The organism is Streptomyces sp. NPDC107575 (assembly GCF_055657265.1).
The window spans coordinates 1,184,866-1,202,105 of record NZ_JBVKBG010000001.1; the positions used below are offsets into that span (position 1 = coordinate 1,184,866).

General features: G+C 71.0%; 17 protein-coding genes. 8 read left to right on the forward strand and 9 right to left on the reverse strand.

Translation table 11 applies throughout. The features are described from left to right. Positions 1–22: 22 nt before the first annotated feature. Positions 23–619, forward strand: a complete 597-nt coding sequence (locus ACZ7L4_RS05570) for a bifunctional 4-hydroxy-2-oxoglutarate aldolase/2-dehydro-3-deoxy-phosphogluconate aldolase (protein ID WP_472099935.1) — start codon at positions 23–25, stop codon at positions 617–619. A 94-nt stretch (positions 620–713) separates the two neighbouring features. Then, a complete protein-coding gene (locus ACZ7L4_RS05575) occupies positions 714–2,081 on the forward strand; it encodes an FG-GAP repeat domain-containing protein (RefSeq protein ID WP_472099937.1) in 1,368 nt (455 codons plus the stop codon). Here ACZ7L4_RS05575 and ACZ7L4_RS05580 read toward each other — a convergent pair. Together ACZ7L4_RS05580 and ACZ7L4_RS05585 are read right to left on the reverse strand one after the other, a co-directional pair. Then, positions 2,078–2,494: a 5-carboxymethyl-2-hydroxymuconate Delta-isomerase gene (locus ACZ7L4_RS05580; protein ID WP_472099938.1), complete on the reverse strand. Its 417-nt coding sequence runs from the start codon at positions 2,492–2,494 to the stop codon at positions 2,078–2,080. The two genes, ACZ7L4_RS05575 and ACZ7L4_RS05580, sit on opposite strands and share 4 nt — an antisense overlap. 157 nt (positions 2,495–2,651) lie before the next feature. Then, positions 2,652–4,016: an FAD-dependent oxidoreductase gene (locus ACZ7L4_RS05585; protein WP_472099939.1), complete on the reverse strand. Its 1,365-nt coding sequence runs from the start codon at positions 4,014–4,016 to the stop codon at positions 2,652–2,654. A 252-nt stretch (positions 4,017–4,268) separates the two neighbouring features. Between ACZ7L4_RS05585 and msrA the strand changes: the two genes are divergently transcribed. The 3 genes from msrA to ACZ7L4_RS05600 all read left to right on the forward strand — a co-directional run bounded on the left by msrA (position 4,269) and on the right by ACZ7L4_RS05600 (position 6,841). After that, complete coding sequence (msrA, locus tag ACZ7L4_RS05590; RefSeq protein WP_472099940.1) at positions 4,269–4,778, forward strand: peptide-methionine (S)-S-oxide reductase MsrA; 510 nt, start codon at positions 4,269–4,271, stop codon at positions 4,776–4,778. An 86-nt stretch (positions 4,779–4,864) separates the two neighbouring features. Beyond that, the gene (locus ACZ7L4_RS05595) at positions 4,865–6,592 is read left to right on the forward strand and encodes an MFS transporter (protein ID WP_472099942.1); all 1,728 of its coding nucleotides are present in this window, start codon (positions 4,865–4,867) and stop codon (positions 6,590–6,592) included. Positions 6,593–6,658: 66 nt separating this feature from the next. Then, positions 6,659–6,841 carry a hypothetical protein gene (locus ACZ7L4_RS05600; protein ID WP_472099944.1) on the forward strand — a complete coding sequence of 61 codons (183 nt, stop codon included), beginning with the start codon at positions 6,659–6,661 and terminating at the stop codon, positions 6,839–6,841. 9 nt (positions 6,842–6,850) lie between these two features. Here the strand turns inward: ACZ7L4_RS05600 and ACZ7L4_RS05605 are convergent, their stop codons facing one another. The 4 genes from ACZ7L4_RS05605 to ACZ7L4_RS05620 form a co-directional block, all read right to left on the reverse strand. After that, positions 6,851–8,032 carry a MalY/PatB family protein gene (locus ACZ7L4_RS05605; protein ID WP_472099945.1) on the reverse strand — a complete coding sequence of 394 codons (1,182 nt, stop codon included), beginning with the start codon at positions 8,030–8,032 and terminating at the stop codon, positions 6,851–6,853. A 3-nt stretch (positions 8,033–8,035) separates the two neighbouring features. Continuing rightward, positions 8,036–9,628 (reverse strand): maltose/glucose-specific PTS transporter subunit IIBC, encoded by a 1,593-nt coding sequence (malX, locus tag ACZ7L4_RS05610; RefSeq protein WP_472099947.1) that lies wholly within the window; start codon positions 9,626–9,628, stop codon positions 8,036–8,038. A 173-nt stretch (positions 9,629–9,801) separates the two neighbouring features. Next, positions 9,802–10,416, reverse strand: coding sequence for a cysteine hydrolase family protein (locus tag ACZ7L4_RS05615; protein ID WP_472099949.1), 615 nt, complete (start codon positions 10,414–10,416; stop codon positions 9,802–9,804). A 7-nt stretch (positions 10,417–10,423) separates the two neighbouring features. Continuing rightward, positions 10,424–11,392 (reverse strand): LLM class F420-dependent oxidoreductase, encoded by a 969-nt coding sequence (locus tag ACZ7L4_RS05620; RefSeq protein ID WP_472099950.1) that lies wholly within the window; start codon positions 11,390–11,392, stop codon positions 10,424–10,426. A gap of 204 nt (positions 11,393–11,596) precedes the next feature. On the opposite strand from ACZ7L4_RS05620, the gene ACZ7L4_RS05625 reads away from it, so the two are divergent. From ACZ7L4_RS05625 to ACZ7L4_RS05635, 3 genes are all read left to right on the forward strand, one after another. Next, positions 11,597–12,820 carry a styrene monooxygenase/indole monooxygenase family protein gene (locus tag ACZ7L4_RS05625; RefSeq protein ID WP_472099952.1) on the forward strand — a complete coding sequence of 408 codons (1,224 nt, stop codon included), beginning with the start codon at positions 11,597–11,599 and terminating at the stop codon, positions 12,818–12,820. A gap of 93 nt (positions 12,821–12,913) precedes the next feature. Next, positions 12,914–13,507 carry a TetR/AcrR family transcriptional regulator gene (locus ACZ7L4_RS05630; protein WP_472099954.1) on the forward strand — a complete coding sequence of 198 codons (594 nt, stop codon included), beginning with the start codon at positions 12,914–12,916 and terminating at the stop codon, positions 13,505–13,507. 26 nt (positions 13,508–13,533) lie between these two features. Further along, the gene (locus ACZ7L4_RS05635) at positions 13,534–14,772 is read left to right on the forward strand and encodes an NADH:flavin oxidoreductase (protein ID WP_472099956.1); all 1,239 of its coding nucleotides are present in this window, start codon (positions 13,534–13,536) and stop codon (positions 14,770–14,772) included. Positions 14,773–14,797: 25 nt separating this feature from the next. Here the strand turns inward: ACZ7L4_RS05635 and ACZ7L4_RS05640 are convergent, their stop codons facing one another. The 3 genes from ACZ7L4_RS05640 to ACZ7L4_RS05650 form a co-directional block, all read right to left on the reverse strand. Then, positions 14,798–15,451 (reverse strand): dihydrofolate reductase family protein, encoded by a 654-nt coding sequence (locus ACZ7L4_RS05640; RefSeq protein WP_472099958.1) that lies wholly within the window; start codon positions 15,449–15,451, stop codon positions 14,798–14,800. Positions 15,452–15,529: 78 nt separating this feature from the next. Beyond that, a complete protein-coding gene (locus ACZ7L4_RS05645; protein WP_472099959.1) occupies positions 15,530–16,261 on the reverse strand; it encodes a hypothetical protein in 732 nt (243 codons plus the stop codon). A 151-nt stretch (positions 16,262–16,412) separates the two neighbouring features. After that, positions 16,413–17,207 (reverse strand): SAM-dependent methyltransferase, encoded by a 795-nt coding sequence (locus ACZ7L4_RS05650; RefSeq protein ID WP_472099960.1) that lies wholly within the window; start codon positions 17,205–17,207, stop codon positions 16,413–16,415. Positions 17,208–17,240: the final 33 nt, after the last annotated feature.

Here is a 17,240-nt window from a genome sequence, read left to right on the forward strand (position 1 = left end):
CCGTACCCGACCGGAGACACCCATGCACGCCGAAGTCATCGACGCCCTGCGCGCCGCGCGCGTCACCCCGACCGTGCGCGAGGCCGACGCGGACACCGCCGACGCGGTGGCCCGCACCCTCGTCGAATGCGGCCTCACGGCCTTCGAGTTCACCGCCACCACCCCCGGGTGGGAGGGGCTCGTCGCCGCCTGGTCGAAGGAGTTCCCCGAGGTGACACTCGGCCTCGGCACCGTCACCTCGCCGGACATCGCCGAACGCGCCCTGGCGGCCGGTGCGAACTTCCTGGTGAGTCCGTTCCAGGTGCCCGAGGTACGTCCCGTCGCCGACGCCGCGGGCCGGCTCCTGGTCGAGGGCGGCCTCACCCCGAGCGAGCTGCGCATCGCGGCGGACCGGGGTGTCGCCAAGCTGTTCCCGGCCCATGTCGGAGGCGTCGCCTACCTGAAGTCGGTGCTGTCCGTGCTGCCCGGCGCCCGGATCATGGCGACCGGCGGTGTGAGCGCGGACGACGCCGCCACGTGGCTCGCCGCGGGAGCCTTCACGGTGAGCATCGGCAGCGACCTCACCCGAGGCGACGTGGCGGCCAATGCGGCGCGGCTGAAGGAACACATCGCGCGCTGACGAACGCTCCGAAGTGCGACGCCGATGTCGCATGGCTGTAACAGGGTGATCATGGCACTGGATACCGGGCAACGGCATCCGTTGTAGTGGCCCCATGACACGCGAGCCGGCCACACCACCCCGAGGCGGATCGCGGTGGCGACCGGGCATCGGTCTCCTCGCCACCGCGCTGCTCCTGGGCACCGCCACCGGCGCCCACCACCGGGAGGGATATCCGCCCCTCCCGGACAGCGCCTGCGAGGCGTCGGCGGAGACCGCGAAGAACTCGGGCAGACCCGCCCCCGACCTCGACGGCGACCGCCGCCCGGACCTGGCGCTCGGTGTCCCGGCAAGCAATGGCGACGTCTACCAGACCGGCAGGATCGCCCTGCTGCACGGCGCGCGGGCCGACGACCGCACGGTGTTCACACCCAAGGACCTCGACCTGCCCGAGCACGACGCCATGACCGACGGAGAGTCCCCTCCGGTCCTCGCCGACCTGGACGGCGACGGCCACCTGGACCTCGTGGCGGGCGGCAGCGCCCATGTCCAGTGGGGCGGCACACACGGCCCGGACCCCGGCCACAAAGCCGCCCGTATCGCGCTGCCGTACGTGGGGGAGGGGCAGCCCGTACGGATCAGCAAGGGCAACGACGTCTACGAGGACCCGCCGGTGGCCGGCGACTTCGACGGCGACGGCCACACCGACCTGGCCACCTACCGCAGCGGCCTGCACAAGCGTCACCTCGTGGTCCTGAACGGCCCGTTCGACCGGACGGGCAGGCCCGCGCGGATCACCGAACGCCCCGACCCGTACACGGACGCGGCCGACGCCGTCGTCGGCCTGCGGCTCCTCGCGGCGGACATGACCGGCGACCGGGCCACCGATCTCCTGGTGTACGACGTGGGGGAACCGGAACACCCCAAACTGCTGGCCGGGGGATCCGACACCGCGAGCGGCCTGGCCGCGCAGGCCGAGCGGCTGCCGACGGGCGAGAACGTGACCGTCGGCGACTTCGACGGCGACGGCAGGCCCGACATCGCGCTCGGCGACAGCGGCGTCCCGATGGACGACGAGTTCGCACCGCGCGACCGCAAGGGCAAGGTGACGATCCGTTACGGCAAGGCGCCCGAGGCCCCGGTCGTCTTCGACGGAGGGACCCGCAAGGGCGGCTTCGGCATCGGCCTGATGGCCGCGGACGTCAACGGCGACGGCTGCGACGACCTCGCCGTGCGCAGCGACGACGACCGGGTCGGCGGCCATGACCGCGTCGACGTGCTGCGCGGCGGATCGGCGGGTCTCGGCTCCCGGCCGTGGCACCGGCTGCCGGGGGCGGGCCGCCTGGAGACCGCGGCCGACCTCGACGGCGACGGCCGCGACGAACTGATCCTGGCGCAGGACGACATCTGGCGGGTCGTCGACGGCACGGGGAAGCGGGCGGTGTCGTTCGACGTCCGCGAAGTGGCGCGACGGCCCGGCTAGGCAGCCGGTGTGCACCCGTGGTGCTCGGGGCGGGGACCCGTCCTCGCGCTCCACTCGCGGCGCGTCGGGTACAGGCTGTACGCCGCGAGGGGACGTACCTCGACCGAACACACCACGTCGGCACCCGAGCCAGCGCCCACGCGCTCCAGGAGCAGCGCCAGGATCCGCTGCGAAAGGCGCGTCATGGTCCGCTCGCTGCGCCCCGGGAGCAGCGCCACCTCCACGTGCACGACCGGCACGTCGTCGTGCTCGCTGCCGACGACATACGTCTCCGTGGCGGCGCGGAAGAACGTCTTGCAGGTGCCGCGCGAGCCGGACCCCTCGACGACGAGGGCGTGCAACTCCGTGGCGAGGGCGCGCCGGTCGAGCGTGTCGGAGAGTCGGGGCGAGTAGTCGACGGTGATCTGAGGCACGGCGCCTCCGCGGCGGACAAGGTGAGTGGGTTTTACATCTACCTGAACGCCACTTTATCCCTTCGCCCGCCGTGCCTCGAACCCGCGGGTACGCGTGAGGACCTCGGGTACGTGTGAGGGCCCCGGCCGGGCTCGGCCGGGGCCCTCACACGTGATGTCACGCCTCGCTGGCGTCGAGCATCTCCTCGCGCTCCACGAGCTTCACGCGCTCGCGGCCCTGGGGCTCGCCGAGCGCCTTCTCGGCGGCGTCGAGCTTGTACCAGCCGTCCCAGGTCGTGTACCGGATGCCGCGCTCGCCGAGGAACTCCTCGACGGACTCCGGGGCGGGCGAGACCGGCGTCTGCAGGCGGCCCTCCGCGTGGTCGGCGAGCAGATTCGCGACCGTCTCGTTGGCGTCGCCCTTGGTGTGCCCGATGAGGCCCACGGGGCCGCGCCGGATCCAGCCGGTCACGTACGTCGACTGGAGGTGCTCGCCGTTCTCCTGGATGACCCGGCCGCCCTCGTCCGGGACGGTGCCGGACTTGATGTCCCAGGGGAGCTTCGGCAGTTCGTCGGAGAGGTAGCCGACCGCGCGGTAGACGGCGCCGAGGTCCCAGTCCGTGAAGTTGCCGGTGCCCTTGACGTTGCCGGTGCCGTCCAGCTCCGTGCGCTCGGTGCGCAGGCCGACGACCTTGCCGTCCTCGCCGAGGATCTCGGTCGGCGACTCGAAGAAGTGCAGGAACAGCTTGTGCGGGCGGTCGCCCTCGTCGCGGATCGCCCAGTTCTCCAGCGTCTTGGCGACCATGTCGGTCTGCTTCTCGCTGCGGCGGGCGGCGATGGAGCCCTCGTCGTAGTCGATGTCCTCGGGGTTCACGATGACCTCGATGGACGGGGAGTGGTCGAGCTCGCGCAGCTCCATCGGGCTGAACTTCGCCTGCGCGGGGCCGCGGCGGCCGAAGACGTGGACCTCGAGGGCCTTGTTCGCCTTCAGGCCCTCGTACACATTGGCCGGGATCTCGGTCGGCAGCAGCTCGTCCGCCGTCTTCGCGAGCACGCGCGCGACGTCGAGCGCCACGTTGCCGACGCCGAGGACGGCGACCTTCTCGGCCTCCAGCGGCCAGGTGCGCGGGACGTCGGGGTGGCCGTCGTACCAGGAGACGAAGTCCGCGGCGCCGTAGGAGCCCTCGAGCTCGATGCCCGGGATGTCGAGCGCCCGGTCCGCCGTGGCGCCGGTGGAGAAGACGATCGCGTCGTAGAAGGCACGCAGGTCGTCGAGGTCGATGTCGCGCGGGTAGTCGACGTTGCCGAACAGCCGGATCTGCGGCTTGTCGAGGACCTGGTGCAGGGCCTTCACGATGCCCTTGATGCGCGGGTGGTCGGGCGCGACGCCGTAGCGGATCAGGCCGAACGGGGCCGGCATGCGCTCGAAGAGGTCGATGGACACCCCCGGCTCGGAGGCCGCTTCGGACTTGAGCAGGGCGTCGGCGGCGTAGATGCCGGCGGGGCCGGCTCCGACGATGGCGACCCTCAGGGGGCGAGGCATGGTTCAGGTTCCCTTCGAGTGGTTCCCGTGGTCCGTACGTGCTGGTCGGGCCACGAGTGCTTGAGGGGAAGCCTAAAGTAAGGCAAGCCTTAGAAAGTAGGCGGGTCCGGTCTATGGGCACATAAGGCTGCCTTATGGGGGGCGATAGCTTCGCTTTAGGGGGTCGGCCTAAGCTGGAAGATCTGTGGGTCGCGGTCTGTTGGACCTGTTGGATCTGCTCGTCGTGTCATCAGGTAGCGCAGGGAGTGACGTATGTCGGAGGTAACAGAAAAGGCCGTGCTCGCGGGCGGCTGCTTCTGGGGAATGCAGGACTTGATCCGCAAGCGGCCGGGTGTGCTGTCGACGCGGGTGGGCTACTCCGGCGGCGACACCCCGAACGCCACGTACCGCAACCACGGCGACCACGCCGAGGCCATCGAGATCGTCTATGACCCCTCGGTGATCACGTACCGGGACCTGCTGGAGTTCTTCTTCCAGGTCCACGACCCGACCACGAAGGACCGCCAGGGCAACGACCTGGGGCGCAGCTACCGCTCCGCGATCTACTTCGCGGACGACGTGCAGCGCCAGGTCGCCGTCGACACCATCGCGGACGTCGAGGCGAGCGGCCTGTGGCCGGGCAAGGTCGTCACCGAGGTCGAGCCGGTCGGCGACTTCTGGGAGGCCGAGCCGGAGCACCAGGACTATCTGGAGCGCTACCCCGAGGGCTACACCTGCCACTTCCCGCGGCCGAACTGGAAGCTGCCGAAGCGGGCCGCCTGAGCTTCGCCGTGCGGGCGTCATTCCCCGCGGGGAGTGACGCCCGCAGGCATCTTGTTTCCGTGTACACGTAAATACATGATGGCTGCATGCATAAGCGGGAGTCGAAGACCACGAGCCCCTTCAAGCAGCCCAAGGCCGTCTGGGCCGTCGCGTTCGCCTGCGTCATCTCCTTCATGGGCATCGGCCTCGTGGACCCGATCCTGCCCGCCCTGGCCGACAGCCTGCACGCCACGCCCAGCCAGGTGTCCCTGCTGTTCAGCAGCTATCTCATCGTCACCGCGTGCGCGATGCTCGTCGTCGGCTGGTTCTCCAGCCGGTTCGGCGCCAAGCGCACCCTCGTCATCGGCCTGAGCGTCATCGTCGTCTTCTCGGCGCTCGCCGGGGCCACCGGCTCCATCAACGGCATCGTCGGCTTCCGCGCCGGCTGGGGTCTCGGCAACGCGCTGTTCATCGCCACGTCCCTCGCCGTCATCGTCGCCTCCGCGAGCGGCGGATTCGGCGGCGCGATCATCCTCTACGAGACCGCGCTCGGCCTCGGCATCGCCGTCGGGCCGCTGCTCGGCGGCGAGTTGGGCGCGATCAGCTGGCGCGGACCGTTCTTCGGCGTCGCCGTCCTGATGGCGATCGCGCTGGTCGCCACCATCGCCTTCGTCCCCGATCTGCCCAGGCCCAAGAGGATCACGTCACCGATCGCCCCGCTCAAGGCGCTGCGCCACCGCGGCCTTCTGACCATGGGCATCATGGCGCTGCTCTACAACTGGGGCTTCTTCACGATGCTCGGGTACGCGCCGTACCCCATGGAACTCGACGCCCACGAACTCGGCCTCGTCTTCACCGGCTGGGGACTCCTCGTCGCCCTCTTCAGCGTGTACTTCGCACCGCGCCTCCAGGCCCGCTACGGCACCGCGGCCGTCCTCTACGCGAATCTGTTCTGCCTCGGCGTCGTGATGGCGGTCATCGCGGCCGGGGTCTCGACGCCGACCGTGGTGATCGTCGCAGTCATCGTCAGCGGCGCCTTCATCGGCATCAACAACACGCTCACCACCCAGGCCGTCATGCTGGTCTCGCCGGTGGAACGTCCCGTCGCCTCGTCCGCGTACGGCTTCCTGCGCTTCATCGGCGGCGGCCTCGCACCGTACGTCGCGGGCAAGCTGGCCGACGCCATGGACCTGAGCGTGCCCTTCTACCTGGCCGCGCTCACCTTCCTCCTCGCCATCCCGGTCCTCGCCAGCGGACACCGGCTGCTCGGGCGGGCCGAGGCGGACCTGGGCGGCGGCGAGCCCGTGCAGCCCTCGCTCACGCCCGTGGGAGCCGTGGCCCCGAGCGGTGACCCGCGTGTCGTCGTCGCCGTCGGGGACCACGACCGGGCGCCCGCCATCGTCGACGCGGCCGCGCGCCTCGCCCGGGACACCGGCAGCCCGCTGGAGGTCGTGCACGTCCGGCAGACCGCCGTGGTCGACGACCAGGCCGCCGACGCCGAGGACCTGGCCCAGGCGCGCGCCGCTGTGCAGGACCACCTCGACCGGCTCGCGGGGCAGGGCGTGGTCGCGACCGGGCAGGTGCTGGACAGCGTCGGCGACCACGCCGCCGCCGGGCGCGCGCTGGCCCGGCACGCGGCGGAGGCCGGCGCGCGCGTCGTGGCCGTCGGGCACTCGCCGCGCGGCCCGCTCGCCCAGTTCGCCGACGGCAGCTTCACCACCGCGCTCACCCACGCCTGCGCCTGCACGGTCGTCCTCGTCGGCACCGGCACGGACGCCCCGCCGCGCCGGCTCAACGCGGCGGCACTGGCCGAACTTCGCGGCGCCGGGGCCTGAACCCCACGTTTGATCCGACGCGATTCGGTGAGGCGAGGGATCAGTTGACAACGGGGAGGTACGGGGATGTTCGGTCCCGCCAGCGGCCAATGGGTGCGCACACGCACCGAGGAAGACACGAAGGCCTTCATCAAGGAGAAGGAGCTCGAGCAGGAGCTGCGCAGGGAACCGGGGAGGGGCACCGCGATCCTCACCGGAATCGTGGCGCTGTTCCTCCTCGGCTGGCTCATCTACGCGCTCGTGCGCTGAGCCCGTCCTTCAGAGCCCGCGGATCGCGTGTACGCCGTCGATGAGGGCGCTCACCCCGCGCTCGACCTTCGAGCGCGGGCAGCCCACATTGAGCCGCACATGTCCGGCCGCGCCGTACGCCGTGCCCGGCATGATCGCCACCCGCTGCCGCTCGACCAGCTCGCGCTGGAGCGCCTCCTCGTCGATGCCGAGGGGGCTCAGGTCGATCCAGGCCAGATAGCCGGCCTCGGGCGGCGTCCAGGCGAGCTCGGGGAACGCCTCGGTCAGGCGCTCGGCCACGTAGGACAGGTTGCCGCGCAGGTACGCGCCCAGCGCGTCCAGCCAGGCGCCGCCCTCCCGGTAGGCCGCGATGTGTCCGACCACCGACAGCACGGCGGGGGACGACAGGCCGTCCGCCTCCTTGAGCCGGTGCAGGTACGCGTCCCGGGAGGCGGCGTCCCCCACGATGCCGTAACTGCCGGTCAGCGCGGGGATGTTGAAGGACTTCGACGCGGACGTGACGACCGCCCACCGCGTGCCGGGGCCCGCGTGCAGCGCCCACGGCCGGTGCACGGCCGGCGGGTGCGCGAAGTCCGAGTGGATCTCGTCGCTGATGACCGCCACATCGTGGCGCGCGCACAGCTGGGCCATGCGGTCCAGCTCCTCGGCCGTCCACACGTGACCGGTGGGATTGTGCGGCGAGCACAGCAGCAGGACCGAGGTGTCGGGCAGCGCCAGCAGCCGCTCCAGCTCCTCCCAGTCGCCCAGCGGGCAGGTGAGCAGTCGCCGCTCATGCGCGGCGACCGTCTTGGGGAAGGCGTCGTACGTCGGTGCGTGCGTCACGACACCGTCGCCGGGCCGCGACCACAGGCGCAGCAGCTGCCCGACCTGGTAGATGACGGACGGGCCGTAGACGATCGAGTCCGGGTTCACGGGGGTGTGGTGCCGGGTCTCGTACCAGTGGACGATCGCGGACAGGAAGTCCTCGTGGCGCCAGCGGGAGTAGCCGAGGACGCCGTGGTCGAGGCGGGCGCGCAGCGCCGCCAGGACCTCGGGGGCCGTCTCGAAGTCCATGTCGGAGATCGTGAACGGCAGCAGGTCCGGGACGCCGAAGCGGTCCTCGACGTAGTCCCACTGCGTGCACCAGGTGCCGTGCCGGTCGACGACGGTGTCGAAGTCGTAGTCGGGGGAGTCGGGGGAGGGGTCTCGCACGGCTCAGCCCACCGGGACCATCGTGGCGATGGCGTCCTTCACGGACTGCACCTGCGGGCCGATGACCACCTGCACGGTGTGCGCGTCGAGCTTCACGACGCCGACGGCGCCCAGCTTCTTCAGGCGCGGCTCGTCCACGCGCTCCGCGTCCTCGACGGTCAGCCGCAGCCGGGTGATGCAGTTGTCGAGCGAGGTGATGTTGTCCGCGCCGCCGATCGCGTCGAGGATCGCCACGGCGTCGTACTTCCCGGCGACCAGCTCACGGGGCGCCCCGGACGCGTCCGCGTCCTCCGCGGGCTCCTCCGCCGTCTCCTCCTCGCGGCCGGGCGTCTTGAGGTCGAAGCGCACGATCGCCCAGCGGAACAGGAAGTAGTAGACCGCGAACCACACCGCGGCGATCACCGGCACCAGGTACCACTTGGTGGTCGTCCCTTGCAGGACACCGAAGACGAGCCAGTCGATGACATTGCCGTCCGTGTTGCCGATGAACACCCCGAGGACGGCGGCGGCGAGGAAGCCGAGGCCGACGAGAACGGCGTGCAGGAAGTACAGCCACGGCGCGATGAACAGGAACAGGAACTCGAGCGGCTCGGTGATGCCGCCGACGACGCACGCCACGACACCGGAGACCAGGAGCGCCTTGATCTCGGGGCGCATGCTCTTGCGGGCGCAGTGGTACATCGCGAGCGCGGCGCCCGGCAGACCGCCGAGGTAGGCCGCCATCTTGCCCTGCGACAGGAAGTGCGTGGCGTCGGTGACCGCGGCCGTGGGCGGCTTGGAGCAGTTCAGCTGCGCGTAGAACATGTTCAGCGCGCCGGAGACCTGGTCCCCGCACACCGCGCCGGACCCGCCGACGTCCGTGAAGCGGAACATGGCGACGAGGATGTGGTGCAGGCCCACCGGGCGCAGCAGCACCTCGCCCATGCCGAAGAAGAACGGTCCGAAGACCCCGGCGTGACCGATCGCGCGGCCCAGATCGGTGATCCAGCCGTTGAACGTCGGCCACACCAGCGGGATGAGCAGGCCGAGCACGCTCAGCGTGAGCGCCGAGATGATCGGCACGAAGCGAAGACCGCCGAAGAAGGCCAGCGCGTCGGGCATCCGCTGCGTACGGAACCGCTGGTGAAGCAGGCTGACAACGATGCCAACGGCGACCGCGCCGAGGAGTCCCGTGTCGATGGACTGGATGCCGATGACATCGGCGATGCCGTAGTGGGCGATCGCCTTCGCGTCGTCGAGGTCGACGCCCTTGGCGGTGAGGAAGAAGTTCACCGCGAGGTTCATCGCGGCATAGCCGACGAAGCCGGAGAAGGCGGCCACGCCCTTGTCCTCGCGGGCGAGCCCGAGGGGAATGGCCATCGCGAACATCACGGGCAGGAACTGGAAGGCGACCTGGCCGGTGTTGGCCATCCACGTGAAGACCAGGTGGAAGCCCTGGCCCTGAAGGAAGGTCAGATTGCCGGTGACGGCGTCGCTGGAGAGCGAGGAGCCGATGCCCAGCATGATGCCGCAGAACGCGAGCAGTGCCACGGGGAGCATGAACGTCTTGCCGAGGCTCTGGAGGAACTCCCAGAGGGCGGCCTTGGTCTTCTGCATGGAGATGTGTTGTCTTTCGGACCTGTGCGGGAGGCGTGCGGGAGCCGGCCCACAGGGGTCACGAGCCGACGCGAGCGGTCGGTCACATGCCACACACAGGGATCGCCCGTCGAGCAGCGTCGAGGGTGTCCGATCCGCTGGAACGGATGAGATCACAGCAGGTCGGGCCCTGTCTATGGCATACGGCCCGGCCCCTTCGCCGATCCGTCACGAGGCCCCTGGTCCGTGAATGTCACCTCCGAGGCCGCCACGATGTGCGCGCTCATGTTGCGCCGCATCATCTCCAGCGCGGCGCTCGCGAGCTCGGGGTGGATGGCGGCCACCGCGTCGTGCGGCACCGTGGTCCGCAGATGACGGATGTGCGCGTCCAGCGCCGAGTACAGCACACACTGCTCGGTGACCTGGCCGCACAGCACGATGTGCCCGACGCCCAGCTCCCACAGCAGATACGCGAGCGGTGTCTCGTAGAAGATCGAGTGGCGGGCCTTGACGACGAACAGGGAATCGCCGTCCGGGCGCAGCGGCTCCACCAGCTCCGCGTGCGGGCCGGCAAGGGCGGCCTCCACCAGTTCGCCGTGGTGCGAGCGCCACTCGCCGAAGTTGTCGTTGACGTAGATGACGGGAACCCCGGCCGCGCGGGCCCGGTCGAGCAGGTCCACGACGGCCGGGACGACGGCGCGGGACGCGGGCAGCAGCAGCTCGGCGTCGTCGTGGTCGTAGGTGTTGATCATGTCGATCACGACGAGCGCCGAGCCCTCGGCCGGCGGGGCGGGCGTGCGCTCGGTCATCGCCGGCTCATCCGAAGGCCTCGCGCAGGGCCGGCAGCAGCCTCTCCTCGGACCACTGGAGGAAGCCGCGCTGCTGGTCGCCGCCGATCTGGACCAGCGCGAGACCGGTGAACCCGGCGTCGGCGAAGGGGCGCGCCGCCTTCACGAACTCCTCGACGTCGGCGCCGCAGGGGATCGACTCGGCCACGTCCTCGGGCCGCACGAACTGCGTCGCGCCCTCGAACGAATCGGGGTGCGGCAGCTCGGCGTTGACCTTCCAGCCGCCCGCGAACCAGCGGAACTGGTCGTGCGCGCGGGCGACCGCGGCCCCGCGATCGGGGTCGTAGCAGACGGGCAGCTGGCCGATGCGCGGCTTGCCCTCGCCGCCGTGCCGGTCGAAGGCGGCCAGGAGGTCCGCCTTGGGCTCGGTGGCGATGAGCAGGTCGGCGAGGCGGCCCGCCAGCGCGCAGGACTGCTCGCCCGACACGGCGATGCCGATCGGCGGGGCGGTCTCGGGCAGATCCCACAGCCGGGCCGAGTCGACGTCGTAGTGCCTGCCGTGGTGGGTGACATGGCCGCCCTCGAACAGGGCGCGGATGATCGTGACGGCCTCCTCGAACATCTCGTGCCGCACGTCCACCGCGGGCCAGCCGCGACCCACCACGTGTTCGTTGAGGTTCTCCCCGGAGCCGAGCCCGAGGCGGAAGCGGCCCTGCGACAGCAGCTGCAGCGTCGCCGCCTTCTGCGCCACCACCGCCGGGTGGTAGCGGAAGGTCGGGCAGGTCACGTACGTCATGAGCGGCAGCCGCGACGTCGCCTGCGCGACCGCCCCGAGCACACTCCAGGCGTACGGGGAGTGCCCCTGGGAACGCAGCCAGGGGAAGTAGTGGTCGCTGGTCACCGAGAAGTCGAACCCCGTCTCCTCGGCCCCGACCGCGTGGCCCACCAGCTCGCGCGGGCCCGCCTGCTCGGTCATCAAGGTGTATCCGATGTCCATGGAGATCGCGTTCCCGATCGGAGCGATATCTAACAGTTTGCGTATTTCTGTTCGGCGGCAGCGGCCACCGAACACGGCGCGTGACCGCCCGCGGCTCTCCTGTGCGGGCCGGGTCGCATGTGCGCCCCGGTGTCGGGTAGGCGCATCGGCGCCGGAACGGTTGTATCTGTCACCGAGTCGAACTCGCCGTGGGGGAGAGCGCGCATGCCGGACATCGGGATCGTGGGAACCGGGGTGGCGGGCCTGCATCTGGGGCTGCTCCTTCGCGCACAGGACATCGACGTCACCCTGTACACCGACCGGCCGCCCGAGGCCGCCGCGTCCGGGCGGCTCCCGGCCACCGTCGCCCACCACGCGCCGACCCTGCTGCGCGAGGCCGCGCTCGGCGTGCAGCGGTGGCCCGGTGACACCTACGGCTACGGCTGTCACCACCACTACGTGGGCGCGCCGAGTCCGCTGATCTTCCGCGGCGACTTCGTCGCGCCCTCGCGGGCGGTCGACCACCGGCTCTACCTTCCCGCGCTCGCCGCGGACCTCCAGGAGCGCGGTGGCGAGCTGGTGGTGAGGCAGGTGACGCCCGCCGATCTGGAGCAGGTGGCGGCCCGCCACGACCTGCTGGTCGTGGCCTCGGGGCGCGGCGCCCTCGCGGGCCTGTTCCCGACCGTCGCCGACCCGGCGACCGTGGACGCGCCCCGCCGCCTGCTGTGCGCGGGCCTCTACCACGGTGTGGCACCCACCGACCCGAAGGGCGTGACGCTGTCGATCGCGCCGGGCCGCGGCGAGGTCATCGAGATCCCGCTCTACTCCGCCGCAGGACACGTCACCGCCCTGCTCTTCGAATGCGTGCCGGGCGGCGGCGCCGACGCACTGTGCGCTGCGGATGCCGGGGAGGACGAGGGACGGTTCCTGCGCGCGGTGCTCGACGAGCTGGCGAACCACCACCCGACCGTCTTCGAGCGCATCGACCCCACCGCGTTCGCGCCGACCGGCCCCCTCGACGTGGTGCGCACCGCGATCGTGCCCACCGTGCGCGCCGACTGCACGCCGCTGCCCGGCGGGCGGTACGCGCTCGCGGTCGGCGACGCGCACACCACCGTCGACCCGATCGTCGGACAGGGCGCCAATACGGCCTCGCACTCGGCCCAGGTCGTCGCCGACGCGATCGCCGAGGACCTGGCCTTCGACGAGCTGTTCTGCCGACGCGTCGCCCGGCGCCGCGCCGAGGTCGTCCTCGGCGCCGCCCGCTGGTCCGAACTCATGACCAGGCCGCCCGCCGAGCACATCCTTCGGCTGCTCGGCGCGATGAGCACCCACAAGAGCGCGGCCGACGAGTTCACCGACAACTTCGGCCACCCGGACCGGCAGTGGCGCATCGTCGCGACCCCGGAGCGCACCCACGCGTTCCTGCGCGGGCACGGAGCCGCATAGCGGAACACGAGTAGCCGGGGCCGCCTCCCGGACGGCACGGGAAGTTTTCCATCACTGATTGAAAAGTGTGCCGCGCCGTGCTTTCCTGCGCGCATGCCCACCGACACCACGCGGGCGGCACTGCTCGATGCCGCCGAACGGCTCTTCCTCGCCAAGGGGTACGAGCAGGTGTCGGTCCGCGCGGTCAACGCGGAAGCGGGCATGAACCCGGCCGCCGTCCACTACCACTTCGGCACCAAGGAAGACCTGGTCGCCGCCCTGCTGCAGAGCCGGCTCGGCCCGCTGTGGGCGCGTCCGCTCGCGGACGTGGAGCGCAGGGCGGCCGACGGCAGGGCGCCGCGTGTCGCGGAGTTCGTCGAGGTCCTGGTCCGGCCGCTCGACGAGCTGACCCGGACCCCGCACGGCCGCATGCTGCTGCACCTGCTCGCCCGCGTCGTGCTGCGCCGCCGTGAACTCCCCTTCGACGAGCGGTGGTTCGGACACGGCCCGTGGCGCGAGCTGCTGTGCGCCGCACGGCCCGAGCTCTCCAAGGCGGAGGCCGGACACCGCCTGCGCATGACGTTCGACCTGCTGCTCCAGCTCTACGGGGAGCCGCAGCTGGCCACCGCCGAACTGGGCGGCACACCGCGCCCTCCGGCGGACACGGTCATCGCCTTCGTCACGGCGGGCCTCGACGCCCGCCCGTAAGCCGACAGCTGAGGAGTTGCACAGCCATGAGCACAGCCGACTCCACCCGCGACACCACAGGACCCGCCCCCGATCTGCTCGCCCCCGCGCGCCTCGGGCCCCTCACCCTGCGCAACCGCGTCATCAAGGCGGCCACCTTCGAAGGTGTCACGCGCGACGCCCTCGTCAGCGACGAACTCATCGAGTACCACCGGCGCCCCTCGGCCGGCGGCGTCGGCATGACCACGGTCGCGTACTGCGCCGTCGCCCCTGAGGGCCGCACCGAACGCGACCAGATCCACATGCGGCCCGAGGCCGTCCCGGGACTGCGCCGGCTCACCGAGGCCGTACACGCGGAGGGCGCCGCGATCTCGGCGCAGATCGGCCACGCGGGACCCGTCGCCGACCCCGTCTCCAACGGCCTGCCCGCGCTCGCGCCCAGCCGCTTCCTGAACCTGCAGTCCTTCCGCTTCGCCCGCCCGGCCACCCGCGACGACATCGCGCGCGTCACCCGTGCCCACGCCCGCGCGGCCCGCACCGCCGTCGAGGCCGGATTCGACGCGGTGGAGATCCACCTCGGCCACAACTACTTCGCCAGCTCCTTCCTCAGCCCGAGGCTCAACAAGCGGAAGGACGAGTACGGCGGCAGCCTCGCCAACCGGGCCAAGGTCGCCCGGGGTGTGGCCCGCGCCGTCCGCGACGAGGTCGGCGACGAGATCGCGATCACCGCCAAGCTCAACATGGACGACGGTGTCTCCGGCGGCATCTGGCTCGACGAGAGCCTGCGCACCGCCGCCTGGCTGGAGGCCGACGGCAGCGTCGACGCCCTCGAACTCACCGCCGGCAGCTCCCTGCTCAACCCCATGTACCTGTTCCGCGGGGGCGCGCCCGTGCGCCAGTTCGCGGCGACGTTCCCCCAGCCCCAGCGGTTCGGCATCGAGCGCGTCGGCAAGAGGTTCATCCGCGCCTACCCCTACGAGGAGGCGTTCCTGCTGCCCTCCGCGCGCCAGTTCCGGGCCGCGCTGAAACTGCCGCTGATCCTGCTCGGCGGCATCGCGGACCGCGAGACCGCCGAAGCCGCCATGACCGAGGGCTTCGAGTTCGTGGCGATGGGCCGCGCCCTGCTGCGCGAACCTGGCCTTATCAACCGCTTCGCCGAGGACCGTGCCGCGGACCGGCCCACGCACTCGCTGTGCATCCACTGCAACCGCTGCATGCCCACCATCTACACGGGCACGCGCTGCGTCCTGATCGAGCCGGAACCCTTCCACGCGCGGGGCCACTGACATGTGACCGGCCGCGCGCCGGGCGTCACTTCCGCCAGAACAGGTGGTGGCGCACCGCGCCCGACGGGCTCGGCACGACATCGAGGTGGAAGCGGTCCAGCAGGTCGTCCGGGGAGTCCCAGAGCTTGGAGCCGGAGCCCAGCGTGACACCGTCCGCGACCGCCACGTGCAGCGTGTCGACGAGGTCCGCCTCGAGGAACTCGCGGACGGTGGTGGCCCCGCCGCCGAGCCGGATGTCCTTGCCCTCGGCGGCGACCCTGGCCTGCTTGAGGACGGTGCCTGGGTCGGCGTCGACGAAGTGGAACGTGGTGTCCGACAGGGTGATCGACGGGCGCGTGTGGTGGGTCATGACGAACACCGGCGTGTGGAACGGCGGCTCCTCGCCCCACCACCCGCGCCACTCGTGGTCCTGCCAGGGCCCGCGCTGGGGCCCGAACTTTCCGCGCCCCATGATCTCGGCGCCGATGTTGTGGGAGAAGTCCCGCGTCAGATAGTCGTCGAGACCGCGGGAGCCTCCCGGATCCGTGCGATTGGGCCAGCTCGCCGTGGCCCCGGCCCAGGCGAACATCTGCCCAGGGTCGGCGTGGCCGAACGGCCGCTCCAGGCTCTGGCCCTGACCTGCGCCGAACCCGTCCGCGGACACGTTGAAATTCTGGACCTTCAGCAGTTGCTGTTTCACGGGGCTCCTCCTGCGTGATCGACAACTGTGAGACTGCCACGGCGAACGAAACTCATCGTGCAGGCGCAGGGCGGGGTGTCACGCGGCGCCGCCCTTCGCCCCGGCCTTGCTCTCCACCGCCTTGTCCGCTCCGGCCTTGGTGTCCGTACCGGTCTTGGTGTCGGCGGCGGCCTTCGCGGGCTTGCCGGCGCCGGGCGAGGCGACGTAGAACACCGAACGCTGCTGCCGGGTGCGCTCGGCACGGGCCTTGGCGACCAGGGCCTCCAGCGTGTTGCGGACGACCTTGGTGCTGAACTCCCGCTTGGGGTGCGCCTTCTGCAGCGTCGACGTGATCTCGGCGGCCGAGCGCGGGCTGGTCTCGGAGTCCAGCTGGGACACGATCAGCTCGACCAGCGTGGAACCCTGCGGCGCGGTCTTCTCGGCGGCGGGCGCGCTGGGCTTGGTGGCCGACGCCGCCTTGGCGGGCTTCGCGGGCTTGGCCGCCTTGGCGGGTGCCGCGGCCGCCTTCTTGGCCTGCGCGGGCTTCGGCGACGTCGTGTCCCGCGACTTCTGACGCGGCACCTTGGCCGCCGCCTTGCCTGCCGCCTTCTCGGGGGCGGGCACCGGCAGGGGCGGCAGTTCGCCGCTGCCGAGGGACTTCAGCATGCTCTCCAGGAGCGTGCGGTTCTCTTCGAGGGTGCCCAACTCGGCCTGCAGCGCGGTGATTTCCTCGCTGATCCGCTTCAACTCGCTCTCGTTGTGGGCGATGTCGTCGCGGATCCGGTCGGCGTAGCGGGACTTGAGCTCGGTCTGGGGCGTGGTGTCCGACATGGTGGCTCGCTTTCGTGGCAAGGAGTGATCTGTCGGTGTGTGTACGTGTGTGCTGTAGGGCCGGATGGTACTCACCCGGGTGCCCATCGCGTGGCACGTCAGCACAGATCGGTCACCTTTTACGGTAGGGGAGTTGGCGTGTTGACGCCCACTAGGGCTTGCGGCCGATGCCACCGAAGCTGCTGACGGGCTCCGGGAGTTCACCCGCGCCGCCCTCGGAACGCCACTGAGAAACCGAGGTCAGACCCGGTTCGACGAGCTCAAGTCCCGTGAAGAACCGGCCGATCTGCTCGGGTGTGCGATTGGTCCGCGGGTTGTCACTGGTGCTGTTCCACTGCTCGACCATCGCACGGGTGGCCTCGGGGTGGTACACCTCGGTGCTGTCGCACAGGACCAGGTGACTGCCGCCGGGCAGCGCGCTCTTGAGCTCCTCGACGATCGTGTAGGCGTGGTCGTCGGTGACATGGGCGACGACCCCGAGCAGCATCAGGGCGACCGGACGGCTGAAGTCCAGCGTGTCCGCGGCCTGCCGGAGGATGTCGGCCGGGTCGGTCAGATCGGCCTCGATGTAGTCGGTGGCTCCCTGCGGAGTGCTGGTCAGCAGGGCCTCCGCGTGCCGCAGCACCACCGGGTCGTGGTCGACGTAGACGATGCGCGCCGTCGGGTCGTGGCGCTGCGCCACGTCGTGGGTGTTGTCGATGGTGGGCAGCCCGGTGCCGATGTCGAGGAACTGGTCGATGCCCACGTCCCGTACGAGGTGGGAGACGGTCCGGGCGAGGAAGGCGCGCTGGGCGCGGGCCACGTGCACGATTTCCGCGTTGACCTGCTGAATGGCGTCGCCGACCTGGCGGTCGACCTCGTAGCAGTCCTTGCCGCCGAGCCAGTAGTTCCAGATGCGGGCCGAATGCGGTGCGTCACTGTCGATCAGCGGACGGTCCTGGGGCACGAGTCGCTCCGAAGTGTCGAGGGGTCGCCGTGA